Annotated in this window: 13 protein-coding genes; 8 read left to right on the top strand and 5 right to left on the bottom strand. The window is 65.9% G+C overall.

The genetic code is table 11. From position 1 onward, the window contains the following. Positions 1–55 precede the first annotated feature (55 nt). Positions 56–604 (bottom strand): YfbM family protein, encoded by a 549-nt coding sequence (locus H7U20_RS27590; protein ID WP_199762341.1) that lies wholly within the window; start codon positions 602–604, stop codon positions 56–58. Between the two features lie 380 nt (positions 605–984). Between H7U20_RS27590 and H7U20_RS27585 the strand changes: the two genes are divergently transcribed. Next, positions 985–1,464 (top strand): hypothetical protein, encoded by a 480-nt coding sequence (locus tag H7U20_RS27585; RefSeq protein ID WP_199762340.1) that lies wholly within the window; start codon positions 985–987, stop codon positions 1,462–1,464. A 369-nt stretch (positions 1,465–1,833) separates the two neighbouring features. Here H7U20_RS27585 and H7U20_RS27580 read toward each other — a convergent pair whose 3' ends face one another. Together H7U20_RS27580 and H7U20_RS27575 are read right to left on the bottom strand one after the other, a co-directional pair. Further along, complete coding sequence (locus H7U20_RS27580; protein ID WP_199762339.1) at positions 1,834–2,820, bottom strand: D-2-hydroxyacid dehydrogenase; 987 nt, start codon at positions 2,818–2,820, stop codon at positions 1,834–1,836. Next, a complete protein-coding gene (locus H7U20_RS27575; protein ID WP_199762338.1) occupies positions 2,817–3,767 on the bottom strand; it encodes a LysR family transcriptional regulator in 951 nt (316 codons plus the stop codon). Before H7U20_RS27575 ends, H7U20_RS27580 begins: the two co-directional genes overlap by 4 nt. A gap of 158 nt (positions 3,768–3,925) precedes the next feature. Here H7U20_RS27575 and H7U20_RS27570 point away from each other — a divergent pair, with 158 nt between their 5' ends. The 7 genes from H7U20_RS27570 to ligD all read left to right on the top strand — a co-directional run bounded on the left by H7U20_RS27570 (position 3,926) and on the right by ligD (position 14,947). Then, a complete protein-coding gene (locus H7U20_RS27570; protein ID WP_199762337.1) occupies positions 3,926–4,150 on the top strand; it encodes a hypothetical protein in 225 nt (74 codons plus the stop codon). Further along, positions 4,150–5,016, top strand: a complete 867-nt coding sequence (locus tag H7U20_RS27565; RefSeq protein WP_199762336.1) for an alpha/beta hydrolase — start codon at positions 4,150–4,152, stop codon at positions 5,014–5,016. The genes H7U20_RS27570 and H7U20_RS27565 overlap by 1 nt, the downstream gene beginning before the upstream one ends. 163 nt (positions 5,017–5,179) lie before the next feature. Beyond that, positions 5,180–6,442 (top strand): efflux RND transporter periplasmic adaptor subunit, encoded by a 1,263-nt coding sequence (locus H7U20_RS27560; protein WP_199762335.1) that lies wholly within the window; start codon positions 5,180–5,182, stop codon positions 6,440–6,442. A gap of 6 nt (positions 6,443–6,448) precedes the next feature. Beyond that, entirely contained in the window at positions 6,449–9,631 is a 3,183-nt protein-coding gene (locus H7U20_RS27555; protein WP_199762334.1) for an efflux RND transporter permease subunit, read from the top strand. Position 9,632: 1 nt separating this feature from the next. Further along, the gene (locus H7U20_RS27550; protein ID WP_199762333.1) at positions 9,633–11,117 is read left to right on the top strand and encodes an efflux transporter outer membrane subunit; all 1,485 of its coding nucleotides are present in this window, start codon (positions 9,633–9,635) and stop codon (positions 11,115–11,117) included. 184 nt (positions 11,118–11,301) lie between these two features. Continuing rightward, positions 11,302–12,270 carry a PEP-CTERM sorting domain-containing protein gene (locus tag H7U20_RS27545; protein ID WP_199762332.1) on the top strand — a complete coding sequence of 323 codons (969 nt, stop codon included), beginning with the start codon at positions 11,302–11,304 and terminating at the stop codon, positions 12,268–12,270. Between the two features lie 76 nt (positions 12,271–12,346). Then, positions 12,347–14,947, top strand: coding sequence for a DNA ligase D (gene ligD / locus H7U20_RS27540; RefSeq protein ID WP_199762331.1), 2,601 nt, complete (start codon positions 12,347–12,349; stop codon positions 14,945–14,947). Between the two features lie 174 nt (positions 14,948–15,121). Here ligD and ku read toward each other — a convergent pair whose 3' ends face one another. Then, positions 15,122–16,126 carry a non-homologous end joining protein Ku gene (gene ku, locus H7U20_RS27535; RefSeq protein ID WP_199762330.1) on the bottom strand — a complete coding sequence of 335 codons (1,005 nt, stop codon included), beginning with the start codon at positions 16,124–16,126 and terminating at the stop codon, positions 15,122–15,124. A 14-nt stretch (positions 16,127–16,140) separates the two neighbouring features. Beyond that, on the bottom strand, positions 16,141–17,118 hold the full coding sequence (locus H7U20_RS27530) for an SDR family oxidoreductase (RefSeq protein WP_199762329.1): 978 nt from the start codon (positions 17,116–17,118) through the stop codon (positions 16,141–16,143). Between the last annotated feature and the right edge of the window lie 153 nt (positions 17,119–17,271).

Raw genomic sequence — 17,271 nt, 5'->3', positions numbered from 1 at the left:
GACGGCAATACTCATCAGGGACTCGTGAACTCAAAAAATGGCGGTAGCCGACATGTTACCTGATGTCAAATTCCACACGGAACGGCATTGAGCCATTTTTCGCCGCACGCTGATAGAACGCAAGTAGCTCGGCATAGCCATCCAAAAGAAACTTGAGCGCTTGCGGCCCTTCTTGTTGCCAAGTGCTTGAAGGATAAATATCTTCTTCCTCCATTATTTTCGGGCTGTAGCGGGCAGACAATTCCTTTGATGTGATCATGGAGAGTGCTTTTGCTACTTTCACCACATCCTCCTTCGATACAACCCGAGGTGGGCCGTAGCCCATATCCGCACCAAATTCGCGCCCCCCAAGTACAGCTTGGCCAGCTGTGCTGGTCACCTTCCACGCTGTTCCATTGAGCAGGAAGTGAATACCATGCCACGCCTTGTCGAGATTTATCGCTTGATCGCCTTTTGTCGCCAACAGCGTACGGGCCAGCAACTCTTCGTTCTTAGTAAGTCCGTCAAGTTGAGCAGAGTCAACTGCAACCGCCCTCCAAATCATGCTGGCGTGCGCGGAAGAGATTGCAAACAACAACGCCATTGAAGCAAGTAGTCGTTTCATAAAATTTCCCAAAAATTAGCTCGCGGCTTGGACGTCCGTTTATGGCCGAAGCCGGCCAACAGCGTTCAGTATAGTAGTTTGCTCTTCTGCAAAATCTACGCATTTTCACCTCAAACGGAAACCGCCTCTTCGCAGAAATTCGCGAGTACTCACGGCCCCTTCTTGGGCGGGGTACTTCAAATCAGGAATTGGTCTATTTCAGTCTATTTGAAGCTGTTCCAGGCGAATCCAGTCCAAAATTCTTAGGCGTTTGTCGAAAACGGTCTATAAAATCACAGTGCAAGTCTAATATGGTCCCGTTCTCCGAGGCGAAAATCTAAAACGAACTAAATTCCCATTGCTCAGTCTAATTTTTAGACCCATATCGGAAGGATTGAATCATGGAATACGAACCGAGGCAAGCTGTCTACCTGCCCACATGCGATTTCGTGGATCTGGAACTCCATTTGATGGATACACGTCCCGGTGTGAAGCCTGAAGCCTTTGTGACAGAACTCGTGCAACGTTGGCTGGCGGTTGAAATGGAGCGACTCGCGCTGCGCAAGAATGGCACGGCTATGCGCGGTTTTCAATGGAAGAAAGTCTTCCTGCCCGACGGAACCAGCCTACGAACCAGCTATCGCGATACCATCGAATTCGCCAAGGTGGTTGGCGACCACATCGTTTCCGACGATGGCACAGCGTTGACTCCGTCACTGTTCGCCAACCGCCACACAAACGGACGCAACGCGTGGCGCTTCGTCTGGCTGCGCTTTCCTGGCGACGGCTACTGGGTTCGCGCCGCCAATTGCAGGTCCCGCATTGATGATCAACTGCGAATGCGGTCTAAAAAAATAACCAAGATGTACAACTCGGTCTAATTCAGAAAGGCGGAAAGTCTAATCCGGTCCCAAGATTTCTTCGCGAAGGCGAATTCAGTCTATAAAATTTGGCGCCTCGGCGATTCTCGACTCTTTTAGACCGAAGTCGAGCGGTTTCAACCGAATTAGACTGATTGCCCGGAAAGAATACCCCGCCCCGGGCGTCGGGTCATGGCCACTTCGAAAAACTACCAAATTGTCGTTCCCGCGCAGGCGGGAACCCATACTGAGCCAATGGGCATGCGGGGTATGGATTCCCGCCTGCGCGGCGGTCCGCCGATGCGGAATGACGGTTTTTCGAGGTGGCCTTATGCTCGCCAATCCATACGTTCAGCCGTTTTGGCGCATACCGAACGCATCTGTCCGCATTCAAGCCCCCACCACGTTGCGCGGCCGTCCCGCCGCCCACGCCTCGACGTTGTCGATCAGCTGGTCGGCCAGCGCCTGCATGGACTGGCCGCTGGCCCAGGCGTTGTGCGGCGTCAGGATGAAGTTGGGCAGGCGCAGATTGAGCAGCGGGTTGTCGGCCGGCGGCGGCTCCTGTGTCAGCACGTCGAAGCCGGCGCCGCCGATCACGCCGGCCCGCAGCGCCTCGGCCAGCGCGGCCTCGTCGACCAGGCCGCCGCGCGCCGTGTTGATCAGCAGCGCGCTGCGCTTCATGCGCGCCAGCTCGGGCGCGGCGATCATGTTGCGGGTCTTGTCGTTGAGCGGCAGGTGCAGACTGATCACGTCGGAGCTTGCCAGCAGCTCGTCCCAGTCCACCTGGCGCGCCTCGGCGTCGTCGATCGGCGAGCGCGTGTGCACGATCACCTTCATGCCGAAGGCGCGCGCCAGCCGCGCCGTCGCCTGGCCCAGCGCGCCATAGCCGACCAGGCCCAAGGTGCTGCCGGCCAGGTCGGCGATCGGATGGTCGAGCAGGCAGAAGCGCGTCGAGCGCTGCCACAGGCCCGCCTCGACGTCGGCGCGGTAGGCCAGCAGATTGCGCCGCAGCGCCAGGATCAGCGCGAAGGTGTGCTCGGGCAGCGTGTGCACCGCGTAGTTGCGGATATTGCAGACGGCGATGCCGCGCGCCCGGCAGGCCGCCAGGTCGACCACGTCGGTGCCGGTGGCGGCGACGGCGATCAGCTTCAGGTCCGGCAGCTGGGCCAGCGCGGCCTCGCGCAGCGGCACCTTGTTGGTGATGGCGATGCTGGCGCCGCGCAGGCGCGCGACGACGCCGGCCGGGTCGCTCGGCTCGGCCGCAGCGGCGGTGCTCGGATACTCGCTCCAGCGGTGGGCGAAGGCCGGCGCGCGCACGCTGGCGACGACGCTGTCGCGGTCGAGGAAGACGATATTGTGGGCAAGCGCTGGGTTCATATGGCGACCTCGAAGGTGGGGGCGCGCGCGCTGGCCTTGGGCAGGCGCATGCCGGGATGGTTGGAAAACAGTTCGGCGACCCATTCGACGAACACCCGCACCTTGGCCGACAGGTGGCGGTTCTGCGGATACACCACGTGCACCGGCAACGGGTCGGAGGTCCAGTCGGGCAGCAGCAGCTCCAGGCGGCCGTCGGCCAGCATCGGTTCGAGCAGGAAGTTGGTCATCTGCAGAATCCCCAGTCCGGCCAGGCCGGCCGCCAGGTAGGCGTTGGAGTCGTTCAGCGCGATGCGGCCGGGCAGGGGGATGCGGTACTGCTCGCCGTCGCGGGCGAAGTCCCAGTCGAAGATCTTGCCGGTGCGGGCGGAGAAGTAGTTGATGCACTGGTGGCGTTCCAGATCGGTCGGGTGGGTCGGCCGGCCGAAGCGCGCCAGGTAGGCCGGCGCGGCGCAGGTGACGAAGTGGATGATGCCGACCCGCCGCGCGATCAGGCTGGTGTCGATCAGCGCGCCGCCGCGCACGGCGCAGTCGACGCCTTCCTCGATCAGGTCGACCGTGCGGTCGCTGCAGCCGAGTTCCAGCGTGATGTCCGGATAGCGGGCGAAAAAGTCGGGCAGGGCGGGGATCAGGATGTCGCCGGCCAGGCCGGTGGGGGCGTCGACGCGCAGCCGGCCGCTCGGGCTGAGGCGGGTGCGCGACAGCGACTCCTCGGCCTCGCGCACGTCCGACAGGATGCGCAGGCAGCGCTCATAATAGGCGGCGCCGTCGGCCGTCACGCTGACCATGCGGGTGGTCCGATGCAGCAGCTTGACCGCCAGCGCCGCCTCCAGCGCCTGGATCAGGGTCGACACGGTGGCCTTGGGCAGTTGCATGTTCTCGGCCGCGCGGGTGAAGCCGCCGGAGTCGACCACCTGCACAAAGACTTCCATCGCTTGTAGTTTATTCATCTTTCATCCTCATTGTTCGGATTCCTGAACAATCAATTCGATTTTACACTCTTTATCAGATTGTAGATCAAGTCTATGATTGCTGTACTGCACCATGGATTCAACAGGAATCCACGCAGCACCGGCAGTAGTTGGCCGTTCACTGGGAGGGAAATATCATGGCATATCGAGATGGATTCTTTGCGACGATCGCGCTTGCGCTGAGTTCGGTCGCCTTGGCCAGCATCGTATACACGGACGAGTATTCGCACGCGGCGCAAGCCGAGGCGAGCGGTTACCGTGCCCTGGCCCTCCAGGTGAGCAGCGACAGCAGCGTGGCCTGTGCCGACGAGTTCGAGTCGAGCGCCGGCCTGCCCGCCGTCAACCAGACGGCGGTGCGCTGATGAGCGAGGCGCTGGCGCTGCCGGTCGAGCCGTGGCCGCTGGCCGACGACCTGAAGATCCGCAACCTGTCGGTCAACGGCGCACAGACGGCATTGCCGGCGCGGCTGTATTCGCGCGGCGAGGCCGCCAAGCGCGATTCCTTGATCGTCTTTTTCCACGCCGGCGGTTTCGTCGGCGGCAATCTGGAAGACGCCGACATGTTCCTGCGCCATCTGGTGAACTGCAATGCGGAACAGTTGGTGCTGGCCACCAGCTACACATTGGCTGGGGTCAGCCCGTTTCCCGCCGCAGTGGAGGACGCCCACGCGATCCTGCTGTGGGCCAAGAAGAACAAGGGCAAGCTGGGTTGGAGCGGCAAGCAGCTGATCGTCGCCGGCATCGAGGCCGGCGCCAACCTGGCGGCCGTGTGCACGCTGATGGCGCGCGACCGTGGCGGTCCGGCGCTGGCCGGCCAGATCCTGATCATGCCGATGCTCGATCCCGGCCTGACCAGCTGTTCGATGCGCGAGCTGCCGTCGGCGCGCGAGATGGTCGAAGTGGCCGACGCCTGCGCCGCCGGCTATCGCGGCTACCTGCCGAACGCCGCCGACCGGACCCATCCGTACGCCTCGCCGCTGCAGTCGAGCCGATTGAAGAATTTGCCGCCGGCCCTGATCCTGTCGGCGGAGGACGATCCCTTGCGGGACGAAGCCGAACAATATGGCACCAAGCTGATCGCCTGTGGCGTCAAGACCACCGTCAGCCGCTTGCCGCCCGCCCCCCTGCAAGAGCCGGGGGCCCGTAACGAATGCGCCTGCAAAGTCATCGCGCTTGGGGAAATCGCCAATTTCATGGCTAGCCTGGACCGGCCGGAGTCACCGGTCTGACAGGGTTTCCCACCCCTTCAGCAGTACCCCGCAGTAATCAGTAGACAGTAGAACGACGCCCCCAGCCATCGGGGCGCCGCAGGACCGTGCTTTCTCGACATTTTCACCGGGTGGGCCGGGCTCGCCATATTTATTAAATATTTTCATACAAAAAGGAAATAACATGAAAAACATTAAACAATTGACCGTCGCGGCAAGGCCTTTGGCCGCCGCCATGGCGCTGGCGGGACTGGCCGCACTCGGCCTTTCGGGTTGCGACTCCGCCACCGGCAAAACGGCGGAAGCGCCGGCCGCCGGCGGCCCGCCGATCTCCGCCGCCGTCGTGGTGGAACAGCAAATCACCGAGACGCAGGAGTTCTCCGGCCGTATCGAAGCCGTCGAACGGGTCGAGATCCGTTCGCGCGTCAGCGGCTTCATCACCGCCGTCAACTTCAAGCCGGGCAGCGAAGTCAAAAAGGGCGACGTCCTGTTCGTCATCGATCCGCGTCCCTACCAGGCCGAGATGAACCGCGCCGAAGCGGCCGCCTCGTCGGCCCGCGCCAAGGCCGACCTGGCCAAGTTGGAACTGTCGCGCGCCGAGAAGCTGTTGGCCGACAAGGCCATCGCCCAGCGCGAGTACGATGAGAAGGCCTCCGGCCTGAAGGAACTCGACGCCAACGCCCGCGCCGCCGGCGCCCAGTTCGAAGCGGCCAAGCTGAACCTGAACTACACCCAGGTGCAGTCGCCCATCAACGGCCGCGTCAGCAAGGCCGAGATCACCGTCGGCAACCTGATCGACGGCGCCGCCATCCTCACCTCGGTGGTCTCGACCGACCGCATCTACGCCAGCTTCGAGGGCGACGAGGACACCTTCCTGCGCGTCGGCGCCCAGGCCCACAAGGGCGAGGCGGTGATCGTCAAGGTCGGCCTGGCCAACGAGAGCGGCTACCCGCACGAGGGCAAGCTCGAATTCGTCGACAACCAGCTCGACCCGCAGACCGGCAGCGTGCGCATGCGCGCCACCTTCGTCAACGCCGACAACGCGCTGGTGCCGGGCTTGTTCGCCCGCGTCCAGCTGGGCGCCGGCCACGGCGGCAAGGAGATCACCAGCGCGCTGATGATCAACGAACGCGCCGTCGGCACCGACCAGAACCGCAAGTTCGTCTTCGTCGTCGGCGCCGACGGCAAGGCCGAATACCGTCCGGTCAAGCTGGGCCAGACCATCGACGGCATGCGCGTGGTGCGCGAGGGCCTGAAAGCCGGCGAGAAGATCGTCGTCAACGGCCTGCAGCGCGTGCGTCCGGGCGCCCCCGTCACGGCGCAAACCGTGGCGATGGATTTCGATCCGGCCGCCCCCGCCATCAAGCCCGATAGCAAACCCGCCGCCAAACCGGAGGCGAAAGACGCCAAGGTCGCGGCCAAGGCGGCTTCGACCTCCAAGGAATAATAGACCATGAACTTTTCCCGCTTCTTTGTCGACAAGCCGATTTTCGCGGCTGTACTGTCGATCATCATTTTCGTGGCCGGCCTGCTTGCGATTTTCAAGCTGCCGATCTCGGAGTACCCGGACGTGGTGCCGCCCTCGGTGGTGGTGCGCGCCCAGTACCCGGGCGCCAACCCGAAGATCATCGCCGAAACCGTGGCCGCGCCACTGGAAGAGCAGATCAACGGCGTCGAGAACATGCTCTACATGGACTCGCAAAACACCTCGGACGGCTCGCTGATGCTGACCGTCACCTTCAAGATCGGCACCAACGTCGAGCAGGCTGAAACGCAGGTGCAAAACCGCGTCCAGCGCGCCCTGCCACGGCTGCCGGAAGAGGTGCGCCAGATCGGTGTGACCACCGTGAAGTCCTCGCCCAACCTGACCATGGTGGTCCACCTGGTCTCGCCGGACGGCCGTTACGACGACCTGTACCTGCGCAACTACGCGATCCTGAACGTCAAGGACCAGCTGGCGCGCATCCCCGGCATGGGCGAAACCAATCTGTTCGGCTCGGGCGATTACGCCATGCGGGTCTGGCTCGATCCACAGAAGGTCGCCGCGCGCAATATGACGGCGGCCGACGTGGTCGGCGCCATCCGCGAGCAGAACGTGCAGGTCGCCGCCGGCGTCATCGGCGCGGCGCCCAACAAAAACAGCGAGTTCCAGCTGACCGTCAACACCCAGGGCCGTTTGCAATCGGTCGAGGAGTTTGGCGACATCATCGTGCGCACCAATGCGGACGGCGCCCTGACGCGCCTGAAGGATGTGGCGCGGGTCGAGCTGGGTTCGAACTCTTACGCCCTTCGCTCACTGCTGAACAACAAATCGGCGGTGGCGATAGGCATCTTTGAAGCACCGAACGCCAACGCCTTGCAGCTGTCGGCCGACGTGCGCGCCAAAATGGCGGAGTTGAAAAAAGACTTCCCCCAAGGCGTAGACTACGACGTGGTGTACGACCCGACCCAGTTCGTGCGCGAATCGATCAAGGCCGTCATCCATACCCTGCTCGAAGCGGTGGCCCTGGTGGTGCTGGTGGTGATCATCTTCCTGCAAACCTGGCGCGCCTCGATCATCCCGCTGCTGGCGGTGCCGGTGTCGATCATCGGCACCTTCGCGGTGATGCTCGGTTTCGGCTTCTCGATCAACACCCTGTCGTTGTTCGGACTGGTGCTGGCGATCGGTATCGTGGTCGATGACGCCATCGTGGTGGTGGAGAACGTCGAGCGCAATATCGCCAACGGCCTGACGCCGCGCGACGCCACCTTGCAGGCGATGAAAGAGGTGAGTGGTCCGATCGTCGCCATCGCCCTGGTGCTGTGCGCCGTGTTCGTGCCGATCGCCTTCGTCTCCGGCCTGTCCGGCCAGTTCTACAAGCAGTTCGCCCTGACCATCGCGATTTCGACGGTGATCTCGGCCTTCAGCTCGCTGACCCTGGCGCCGGCCCTGGCCGCCGCGCTGCTGAAACCGCACGACGCGCCGAAAGACGCGCTGACCCGTTTGATGGACAAGCTGTTCGGCCGCTTCTTCAACTGGTTCAACCGCTTCTTCAACCGCGCCTCGAACAACTACGAGACCGGCGTCAAGGGCGTGTTGCGCCGCAAGGGCGCCTCGGTGGCGGTGTATGCGCTGCTGGCCGTCGCCGCCGCCTTCATGTTCAAGGCCGTGCCGCCGGGCTTCGTGCCGGCGCAGGACAAGCAGTACCTGGTCGGCTTCGCCCAGCTGCCGGACGCCGCCTCGCTGGAGCGTACCGACAGCGTGATCCGCCGCATGTCCGACATCGCCATGCAGATCCCCGGCGTCGATTCGTCGGTGGCCTTCCCCGGCCTGTCGATCAACGGCTTCACCAACGCGCCCAACGCCGGTATCGTCTTCATCACGCTCAAGCCGTTCCACGAGCGTACCAAGGCCAGCGAGAGCGGCGACGCCATCGCGGCCGAGGTGAACAAGCGGATGGGCGCCGTGCAGGACGCCTTCATCATGGTCTTCCCGCCACCGCCGGTCAACGGCCTGGGCACCACGGGCGGCTTCAAGATGATGATCGAGGACCGCGCCAACCTGGGTTACGACGAGTTGTACAAGGCGGTGCAGGCGGTGCAGATGAAGGCCTGGCAGAATCCCAAGCTGGCCGGCGTCTTCTCCAGCTACCAGATCAACGTGCCGCAACTGTTCGCCGACGTCGACCGCGCCAAGGCCAAGCAACTGGGCGTGCCGCTGCAGACCATCTACCAGACCTTGCAGATCAACCTGGGTTCGCTGTACGTGAACGACTTCAACCAGTTTGGCCGCACCTACCAGGTGCGCGTCCAAGCCGACGCCAAGTTCCGTTCGCACGCCGAGGACATCGCCCAACTCAAGGTGCGCAGCGACAAGGGCGAGATGATCCCGCTGTCGTCGCTGATGCGCGTCAAGGACAGCTATGGCCCGGACCGCGTGCAGCGCTATAACGCCTACGTTTCGGCCGAGATGAACGGCGCGCCGGCCCCCGGCGTGTCGTCCGGCGAGGCGCAGGCCGAGCTGGCCAAGATCGCCGCCGAGGTGCTGCCGAAGGGTATCGCCTACGAGTGGACCGAGTTGGTCTACCAGGACATCCTGTCCGGTAACACGATGATCTATGTGTTCCCGCTGTGCGTGCTGCTGGTGTTCCTGGTGCTGGCCGCCCAATACGAGAGCTGGACCCTGCCGCTGGCGGTGATCCTGATCGTGCCGATGTCCATCCTGTGCGCCCTGATCGGCGTCAAGCTGACCCACGGCGACAACAACGTCTTCACCCAGATCGCGCTGTTCGTGCTGGTCGGGCTGGCGTCGAAGAACGCGATTCTGATCGTCGAATTCGCCCGCGAACTGGAAGACCACGGCCGCACCATCGTGCAAGCCGCGCTGGAAGCCTGCCGCCTGCGTCTGCGGCCGATCCTGATGACGTCGATCGCCTTCATCATGGGTGTGCTGCCGCTGGTGTTCTCGCACGGCGCCGGTTCCGAGATGCGCCACGCGATGGGTGTGGCGGTGTTCGCCGGCATGCTGGGCGTGACCTTCTTCGGCCTGTTCTTGACGCCGGTGTTCTACGTGCTGCTGCGTACCCTGGCCAAGCGCCTGGAGAAAAAAACCGTCGCCACCGATGCGGTCGCGGCGAAACTGGAAGGGACTCATTGATATGAAACGCATGACATTACCGCAAGGCCTGGCGCCGGCCCTGTCGGCGCTGACGGCGGCGCTGCTGCTGAGCGCTTGCGCCGCGCCGGAATTCAAGCAGCCGCAGATGGACGTACCGGCCGCCTACAAGGAAAACCAGGCGCCGGCCACGCCGCTGGTGCAAACCGCCGCCGACGGCAGCAAGTGGAAGCAGGCCAAGACGGCCGAAGCCCAGCCGCGCGGCGAGTGGTGGTTGGCCTTCAACGATCCGGCCCTGAATGAGCTGATCGGCGAAGCCACCAAGGCCAACGCCAACCTGGCCGTGGCGGCCGCCCGCGTCAAGCAGGCCCGCGCCATCGCCGGCGTGGCCGAGGCCGACCGCGTGCCGCAGATCGGCGTCGGCGTCGGCGCCCAGCGCAGCCGCGCCTCGGCGCAGTCGCTCGGCCTGCCGCAGGGCAGCGCGGTGGCCCCGGTCACCAGCTACCAGGCCAACCTGACGGCCAGCTACGAGATCGACCTGTTCGGCCGCGTCAGCTCCAACGTCAGCGCCGCCCGCAGCGACGCCGCCTCGGTCGAGGCGACCTACCGCTCGGTGCTGCTGGCGGTGCAGGCCGACGTGGCGCAGACCTATTTCCGTCTGCGCGCCACCGACGCCGAGCTGGAGACGCTGAACCGCACCGTCGACCTGCGCCAGGAGAACGTCAAGGTCAACCAGCGTCGCTTCGACCTGGGCGACATCGGCGAATTCGACCTGGCCCGCGCCAAGACCGAGCTGGCCACCAGCCGCGCCGAGGCGATCGGACTGCAGCGTCAACGCGTCACCACCGAGCACGCGCTGGCGGTCTTGCTGGGCAAACCGGCGGCCGCCTTCACGGCCGGCGTCAGCCCGCTGCTGGACTCGGCGCTGCTGCCGCAGATCCCGCAGGGCATGCCGTCGACCCTGCTGGAGCGCCGGCCCGACATCGCCGCCGCCCAGCGCACGATGGAGGCGGCCAACGCCCGCATCGGCCTGGCCCGCGCCGCGATGTTCCCGGCGCTGACCCTGAACGCCAACGGCGGCGGTGTCGCCGACACCTTCTCGGACGTGTTCAAGTGGAGCAGCCGCTCCTGGTTGTTGGGCGCGCTGATGTCGATGCCGCTGATCGACGGCGGCCGCAACAAGGCCAACGTCACGCGCAGCGAGGCGGCGTTGGAGGAGTCGGTCGGCACTTATCGGCAGAGCGTGCTGACGGCCTTCGCCGAGGTCGAGGACAACTTGGCCGGCCTGCGCATCCTGGCCGGCCAGACGGCGCAGATCGACGACGCCGTGGTGTCGGCGCGCCGCTCGGCCGACCTGGCGCAGAAGCTGTACGCCGCCGGCCGTTCCAGCTATCTGGACCTGCTCGACGCGCAGCGCAACCTGGCCAGCGTCGAGCGCAACGCCGTGCAGCTGCGCGGCAACCGCGCCGTCACCACGGTGGCGCTGATCCGCTCGCTGGGTGGCGGCTGGGATAGCGCCGCGCAGTAAGCATTATCGGTGGCAAGAAAAAGCGGTGGACGCGCGAGCGTTCCACCGCTTTTTTTCGTCCGATGTGGCGGCGGCTGGGCGCGGGCTTCAACGGCTGTCGGCCTTGCTTACAGTTTTGCGCTGTGGCGGCGGTGGCGGCCGTGATGTGGCTGTCGGCGGCCCGCCGTTGCAGTGGCCACGACTGTTGGACCCGAAATTGCTTCGTCTGCTGGGCAGTACCCACAACCAGGAGACAGTCATGAAAAATTCCAAAACAGATGTGTTTGCCAAACGGCAGGGCACGACGGCCTGTGCCGCCTTCCTGCTGGCGTTCGCCGGCTTTGGCTTTGCCGGCGCGGCGTCGGCGCAACCCGTGCATTTGAGCAACGGCCTGTTCGGCGCGGAGGAGTGGACGCTCTCGCCGAGCGACGGCACGCCGGCCCGGCCCACCGTCAACGGCGCCAGCTTCAACGTCGGCGCGCCGAACGGCACCCGCTTCTATGTGGAGCAGTCGAGCAACGGCGTGCCCGCCACAACCTTGGGCAAGACCCTCAACCTGATGTACGACCTGGGCAGCTTCAAGTCGGGCGCGGCGAGCGGGTCGCCCGGGCTGTTCACGGACGTGTTTTTCCAGAACGGCAAAACCGATTACGTCGTGCATATCACCGGCAACACCGCCAACGACATCAAGGCGTTTGAAAAGAGCAATGGCGTGATGTCGCCGGTCGATGCGGCGGGCGGTTTCGATCTTAGTTCGCCGATCTGGCATCCGCTCGATGCGGCCGACCTGGCGCTGGCCAAGTTCCACGCCGGCGCCAGCTTCGGCGCCAGCCCGAACTACGCCGACTCCCACCTGATCATTGAATTCGACCTCAGCGTCGACACCAGCGGCGTCGGCTCGTCGTTGGCGCCGCCGGCGCCGGACGGACTGTATGATCCTGCCCCGGCATTCTGGTCCGGTTCGGTGGGCGGGCAGGGGCGGCCGACCATCGTGGTCGGCTCTGCGGTGTTCGATCTCAATAGCGACGGCACAACGTTGGTGACGCCGGTGCTCGGTCCGAATGGGCTGCCGATCTTGCAGGCGGTGCCGGAACCGAGCTCCGTGCTGTTGCTGGCGGCAGGCGCAATCGCGCTGCTCGGCGTCAGCCGGCGTGGCGCGAAGGTGCCGGCCTGAGCGCGGCGCTGGGCACAGCGGCGCCACTGTGAGTTGGCGTACCGTCCGGCCTGTCGCCGTTGGCTAGAATGGCGGCATGACGGACACCTTGACAAGCTACCGCGCCAAGCGCGACTTTTCGGTCACTCCCGAGCCGGCCGAAGGCGGCGAGGAGGGCGGCGCCGTGCGCGCCTTCGTCATCCAAAAACACTGGGCCGGCCGGCTGCACTACGACCTGCGGCTGGAGCTGGACGGCGCGATGAAGAGCTGGGCCGTGCCCAAGGGACCCAGCTTCGACCCGCGCGATAAGCGCATGGCGGTGCAGGTCGAGGACCATCCGATCGCCTACAACCGCTTCGAGGGGCAGATTCCGGCCGGGCAGTACGGCGCCGGCAAGGTCATCATCTGGGACAAGGGCTACTGGCGGCCGCTGGGCGAGCCAAGCCGCGACTACGCCGACGGCGAATTGAAGTTCGAGCTGTACGGCCACAAACTGCGCGGCCGCTGGGTGCTGGTGCGGATGAAGGACGGCAAGGCCTGGCTGCTGATCAAGGAAAAAGATGCGCTGGCGCGGCCGGCCAGCGAGTTCAGCGTGGTCGACGAGATGCCGGACAGCGTCAGCGGCCTGGCCGCGCCGGAATGTGCGGCGCCGGCCGGCGGCAAGGCGGCGGGTGGCCCCGCCACCGCCACGCTGGCCGTCGCGCGCGCCGACGATGGCGCCCGCACCGCCGTGCGCGCCGCCTTGCCGGCCACGCTGTCACCGCAACTGGCGACGCTGGTCGAGCAGCCGCCGGCCACAGCGCAGGACTGGCTGTTCGAGATCAAGTTCGACGGCTACCGTCTGCTGGCGCGCGTCGACGGCGGCGACATCCGCCTGTTCACCCGCAACGGCAACGATTGGACCGGCCGGCTGGAGACGCTGCGCGCCGCCTTGGCTGCCATGCGCCTGCCGCCGGGCTGGTACGACGGCGAGATCGTCGTCCACAACGCCGAGGGCCGGCCCGATTTCGGCCTGCTGCAACGGGCCTTCGAGGCGCCGGCCGGCGACGGCGACGGCGATGGTGATGAAACCGGCGATATCGTTTACTTCGTTTTCGACATGCCCTATTTCGACGGTGCCGATCTGCGCCAACTGCCGCTGTGGCAGCGTCGCCGCATGCTGCGCGAGGTCCTGGCGCATGGCCCGGCTGCGCGCGTGCGCTTCAGCGAAGAGTTCGACGCGGCGCCGGGCGAAATGATGGCGGCCGCCTGCCGCATGGGTCTGGAAGGCATCATCGGCAAGCGCCGCGACGCGGCCTATGTGTCGGGCCGCACGCGCGACTGGATCAAGCTCAAATGCGGCCGGCGGCAGGAGTTCGTGGTCGGCGGCTACACCGATCCGCAGGGTTCGCGCAGCGGCTTCGGCGCGCTGCTGCTGGGCGCCTACGACGGCGACGGGCGCTTGCGGTATGTCGGCAAGGTCGGCAGCGGTTTCGACGCCGAGCTGCTCGACAGTGTGAAGCGGCGCTTGCTGGCGCTGGCGGCGGCCGACTGTCCCTTCGCTCCCGGCCAGCAGATCGAGCGGCGCGCGCACTGGGTCCGGCCGGAACTGGTGGCCGAGGTCAGTTTTGCTGCCTGGACCAGCGCCGGCGCGCTGCGCCACGCCGTGTTCCAGGGGCTGCGCGCCGACCTGCCGGCCGCCGGGGTGGTGCGCGAAGTGCCGGCGCGGCTGGCCGACGACAAGCGACCACACAAAGACAGCAAGGAGGACGTTATGCAGCGCACATCCAGCATGCCGGTGGCGGCGGGAAAACTACCGGCCACTCTGAAGGTGAGCAATCCGGAACGCGTGATCGACCAGGCCAGCGGCACCAGCAAGATCGGCCTGGTGCGCTACTACGCGTTGGTCGGCGAGTTGATGCTGGCGCATTTGAAGGGACGGCCGCTGTCGCTGGTGCGGGCGCCGTCCGGCGTCGGCGGCGAGCTGTTCTTCCAAAAGCACGCCGACAACCAGCGACTGGTCGGCGTGCGCCAGCTCGACCGGCGGCTCGATCCCGAGCATCCGCCGATGCTGGCGGTGGCCGATGTCGCCGGCCTGCTGGCGGCGGCGCAGTGGAACGCGGTCGAGTTCCACACCCAGAACGCCTACGCCACGTCCTACGACAAGCCCAACCGCATCGTCTTCGACCTCGATCCCGGCAAGGGCGTGACGTGGCCGCAGGTGCGCGAGGCGGCGCTGTTGACGCGGGCCTTCTTGCAGGAGCTGGGGCTGGAACCCTGGCTCAAAACCAGCGGCGGCAAGGGCCTGCATCTGGTGCTGCCAATCCGCCCGCACTACGACTGGGATACGGTGAAGGCGTTCTCACAGGCCGTGGTGGCGCACATGGCGGCGACGATACCGCAGCGCTTCGTGCTCAAGAGCGGGCCGTCCAACCGGGTCGGCAAGATCTATATCGATTATTTGCGCAACGGGCGCGGCTCGACCACGGTGTGCGCCTGGTCGGCGCGGGCGCGGCCGGGCTTGCCGATCTCGGTGCCGCTGGACTGGGACGAGCTGGCGCGGGTCGACGGCGGCGATCACTGGACGGTGGCCACGGTCCATCAGCGGCTCGACGTCGGCAACGCGCCCTGGGACGGCTATGCCAAGGGCGCACGCGGGCTGGCCCAGGCGATGCGGCGGCTCGGTTTTACGCCGCCGGCCGGGCAGGACGCCGAGTAGCAAGCCGAGTAGCAAGCCGGGTATAAAACCGGGTAGAAAGCGAGGTAAAAAGCGAGGTAAAAAGCGAGGTGGTGCGCTGGGTGCGATCGCTGGACTCGACGTAGTGAGGGCTTGGCGCTTGGCGTCTGCCGCATATTCCCGCGTCGGGCGCCGGGCGCCGCCGCATCGGCGCGATCAGGCGGATTTGCTGCGGCTGGCTTGGCGGCGGGCGCTGTGGCTGTCGGAATCGGCGTCGCTGTTGCTGTCGCGGGCGCTGCCGCCGCCGCCGGCGCGGCGGGCGCGCGGCTTGGCCGGCTTCTTGGCGCCGCTCGCCGCGTCGTCGCCGCTCGCCTTGGCGGCCTTCGCCGGGGCGTCGGCCTTGGCCGCCGGGCGCCCCTTGGCCGGCTTGCCGCCCAGGCTTTTCTGCAGCAGCGCCACCAGGTCGACCACGTTGCCGCCGCTGGCGGCCTTGCGCTCCGGCTCGGCGCTGGTGATGGTCTTGGTCTGGCCGGCCTTGATCTTCTTGTCGACCAGCGCCATGACGTCATCGCGGTAGCTGTCGTGATACTGCTCCGGCCGCCATGGTTCGCTCATGCCCTCGACCAGCGACAGCGCCATCTTCAGCTCCTTGTCGCTGATGCCGGCCGCCTTCAGGCTGGCCGGCGGCAGCTTCAGCTCGTCGCCCGGGCGGATCTCGTTGGCGTAGCGCAGCGTGTTGAGCACCAGGCCGTCGTCCTGGCACAGCAGCGCGCACAGGTGCTGCTTGCTGCGGATGACCACCGTGGCGACGGCCAGCTTGCCGGTCCGCCGCAGCGCCTCGCGCAGCAGCGCGTAGACCTTCTCGCCGCCGCGCGCCGGCGCCAGGTAGTAGGGCTGGACGTAGTAGGTCAGCGCCACCTCGGCGGCGTCGACGAAGGCCAGGATGTCGATGGTCTGGGTGGCCTTGACGTTGGCCCGGCGCAGATCCTCGTCGCTCAGCACGACGTAGTCGCCGTCCTGGTACTCGTAGCCCTTGACGATGTTGTCCCAGCTGACGTCGGCGCCGCTGCCCTTGTTGTAGCGCTTGTAGCCGACCGGCGAGAAGTCGCGCCGGTCGAGCATGGTCAGGTCCAGCTCGTGTTCCTGCACGGCGGCGTGCAGCTCGACCGGGATGTACACCAGGCCGAAGCTGATCGCCCCCTTCCACAAGGCCCGCGCCATGCTGCGGCCCCGGCCTAGTCGCCGACGCTGCCGGTGATCGGCAGCACCACGCCGGTGATGTAGCCGGAGCACACCGCCGAGGCGAGGAAGACGTAGGCCGGCGACAGCTCCTCCGGCTGGGCCGGCCGGCCCATGTCGGTGTCCTGGCCGAAGTGGGCGAGCTGCTCGGCCGACTGGTCGGCCGGGTTGAGCGGGGTCCACACGGGGCCGGGCGCGATGGCGTTGACGCGGATGCCCTGGTCGAGCAGGTTGGCGGCCAGCGACATGGTCAGCGCGTGGATGGCGCCCTTGGTGGTGGCGTAGTCGAGCAGGTGGCGCGAGCCGCGCAGCCCGGTGACCGAGCCGGTGTTGATGATGGCGGCGCCGCGCTGCATATGCGGCAGGGCGGCCTTGGCCATGTGGAAGTAGCCGTAGACATTGGTTTTCATGGTCAGGTCGAAGCGCTCCTCGGACAGCTCGGCGATCGAGTCGGCGTGCTCCTGGAAGGCGGCGTTGTTGACCAGGATGTCGAGCCGGCCGAAGCTGGCCACCGTCTGCTCGACCGCCTGGCGGCAGAACGCCGGGTCGCAGACGTCGCCGGGCAGCAGCAGGCAGCTCTGGCCCTCGGCCTCGACGTAGCGTTTGGTCTCCTCGGCGTCCTCGTGCTCGTTGAGGTAGACGATGGCGACGTCGGCGCCCTCGCGGGCGTACAGCACGGCGACGGCGCGGCCGATGCCCGAGTCGCCGCCGGTGATCAGGGCGGTCTTGCCCAGCAGTTTGCCGCTGCCGTGGTAGTTCAGCGCGAGAAATTGTGGCCGCTGCCGCAGGTCCGCCTCCAGGCCGGGCTTGTCGAGGTGCTGGGCGGTCTGGCCGGCGCCGGGTGCGCCGTCCGGTTCGTCCTGGCCGCCTGGCCGCGCATGTTGTTTCTGTTGGTCGCGCTGGTCCTGCTCCCGCTGGACGGCGCGCTGCAGGTTGCCCGCCGTCTCGTTCGCTTGTTGTGTCGAATTCGCCATCACAGTCTCCTGGTCCAGAAGAGCGAAAGTATCGGCTTGGCGCTGTGGCGTGACGGTGCGCGCACGCACACAAAGCGCAGGCACGCAAGGGGGCGGCGGGCAACACAAAAATAATTGCCAGCTATGAACTTTATGGCACACTAGCGGCAATGC

Origin of the sequence: Rugamonas violacea (assembly GCF_016461825.1) — a bacterium.
GTDB lineage: Bacteria > Pseudomonadota > Gammaproteobacteria > Burkholderiales > Burkholderiaceae_D > Rugamonas.
Note: the sequence above shows the minus strand (reverse complement) of the source record. Positions and strands in the feature narration are given on the sequence as shown.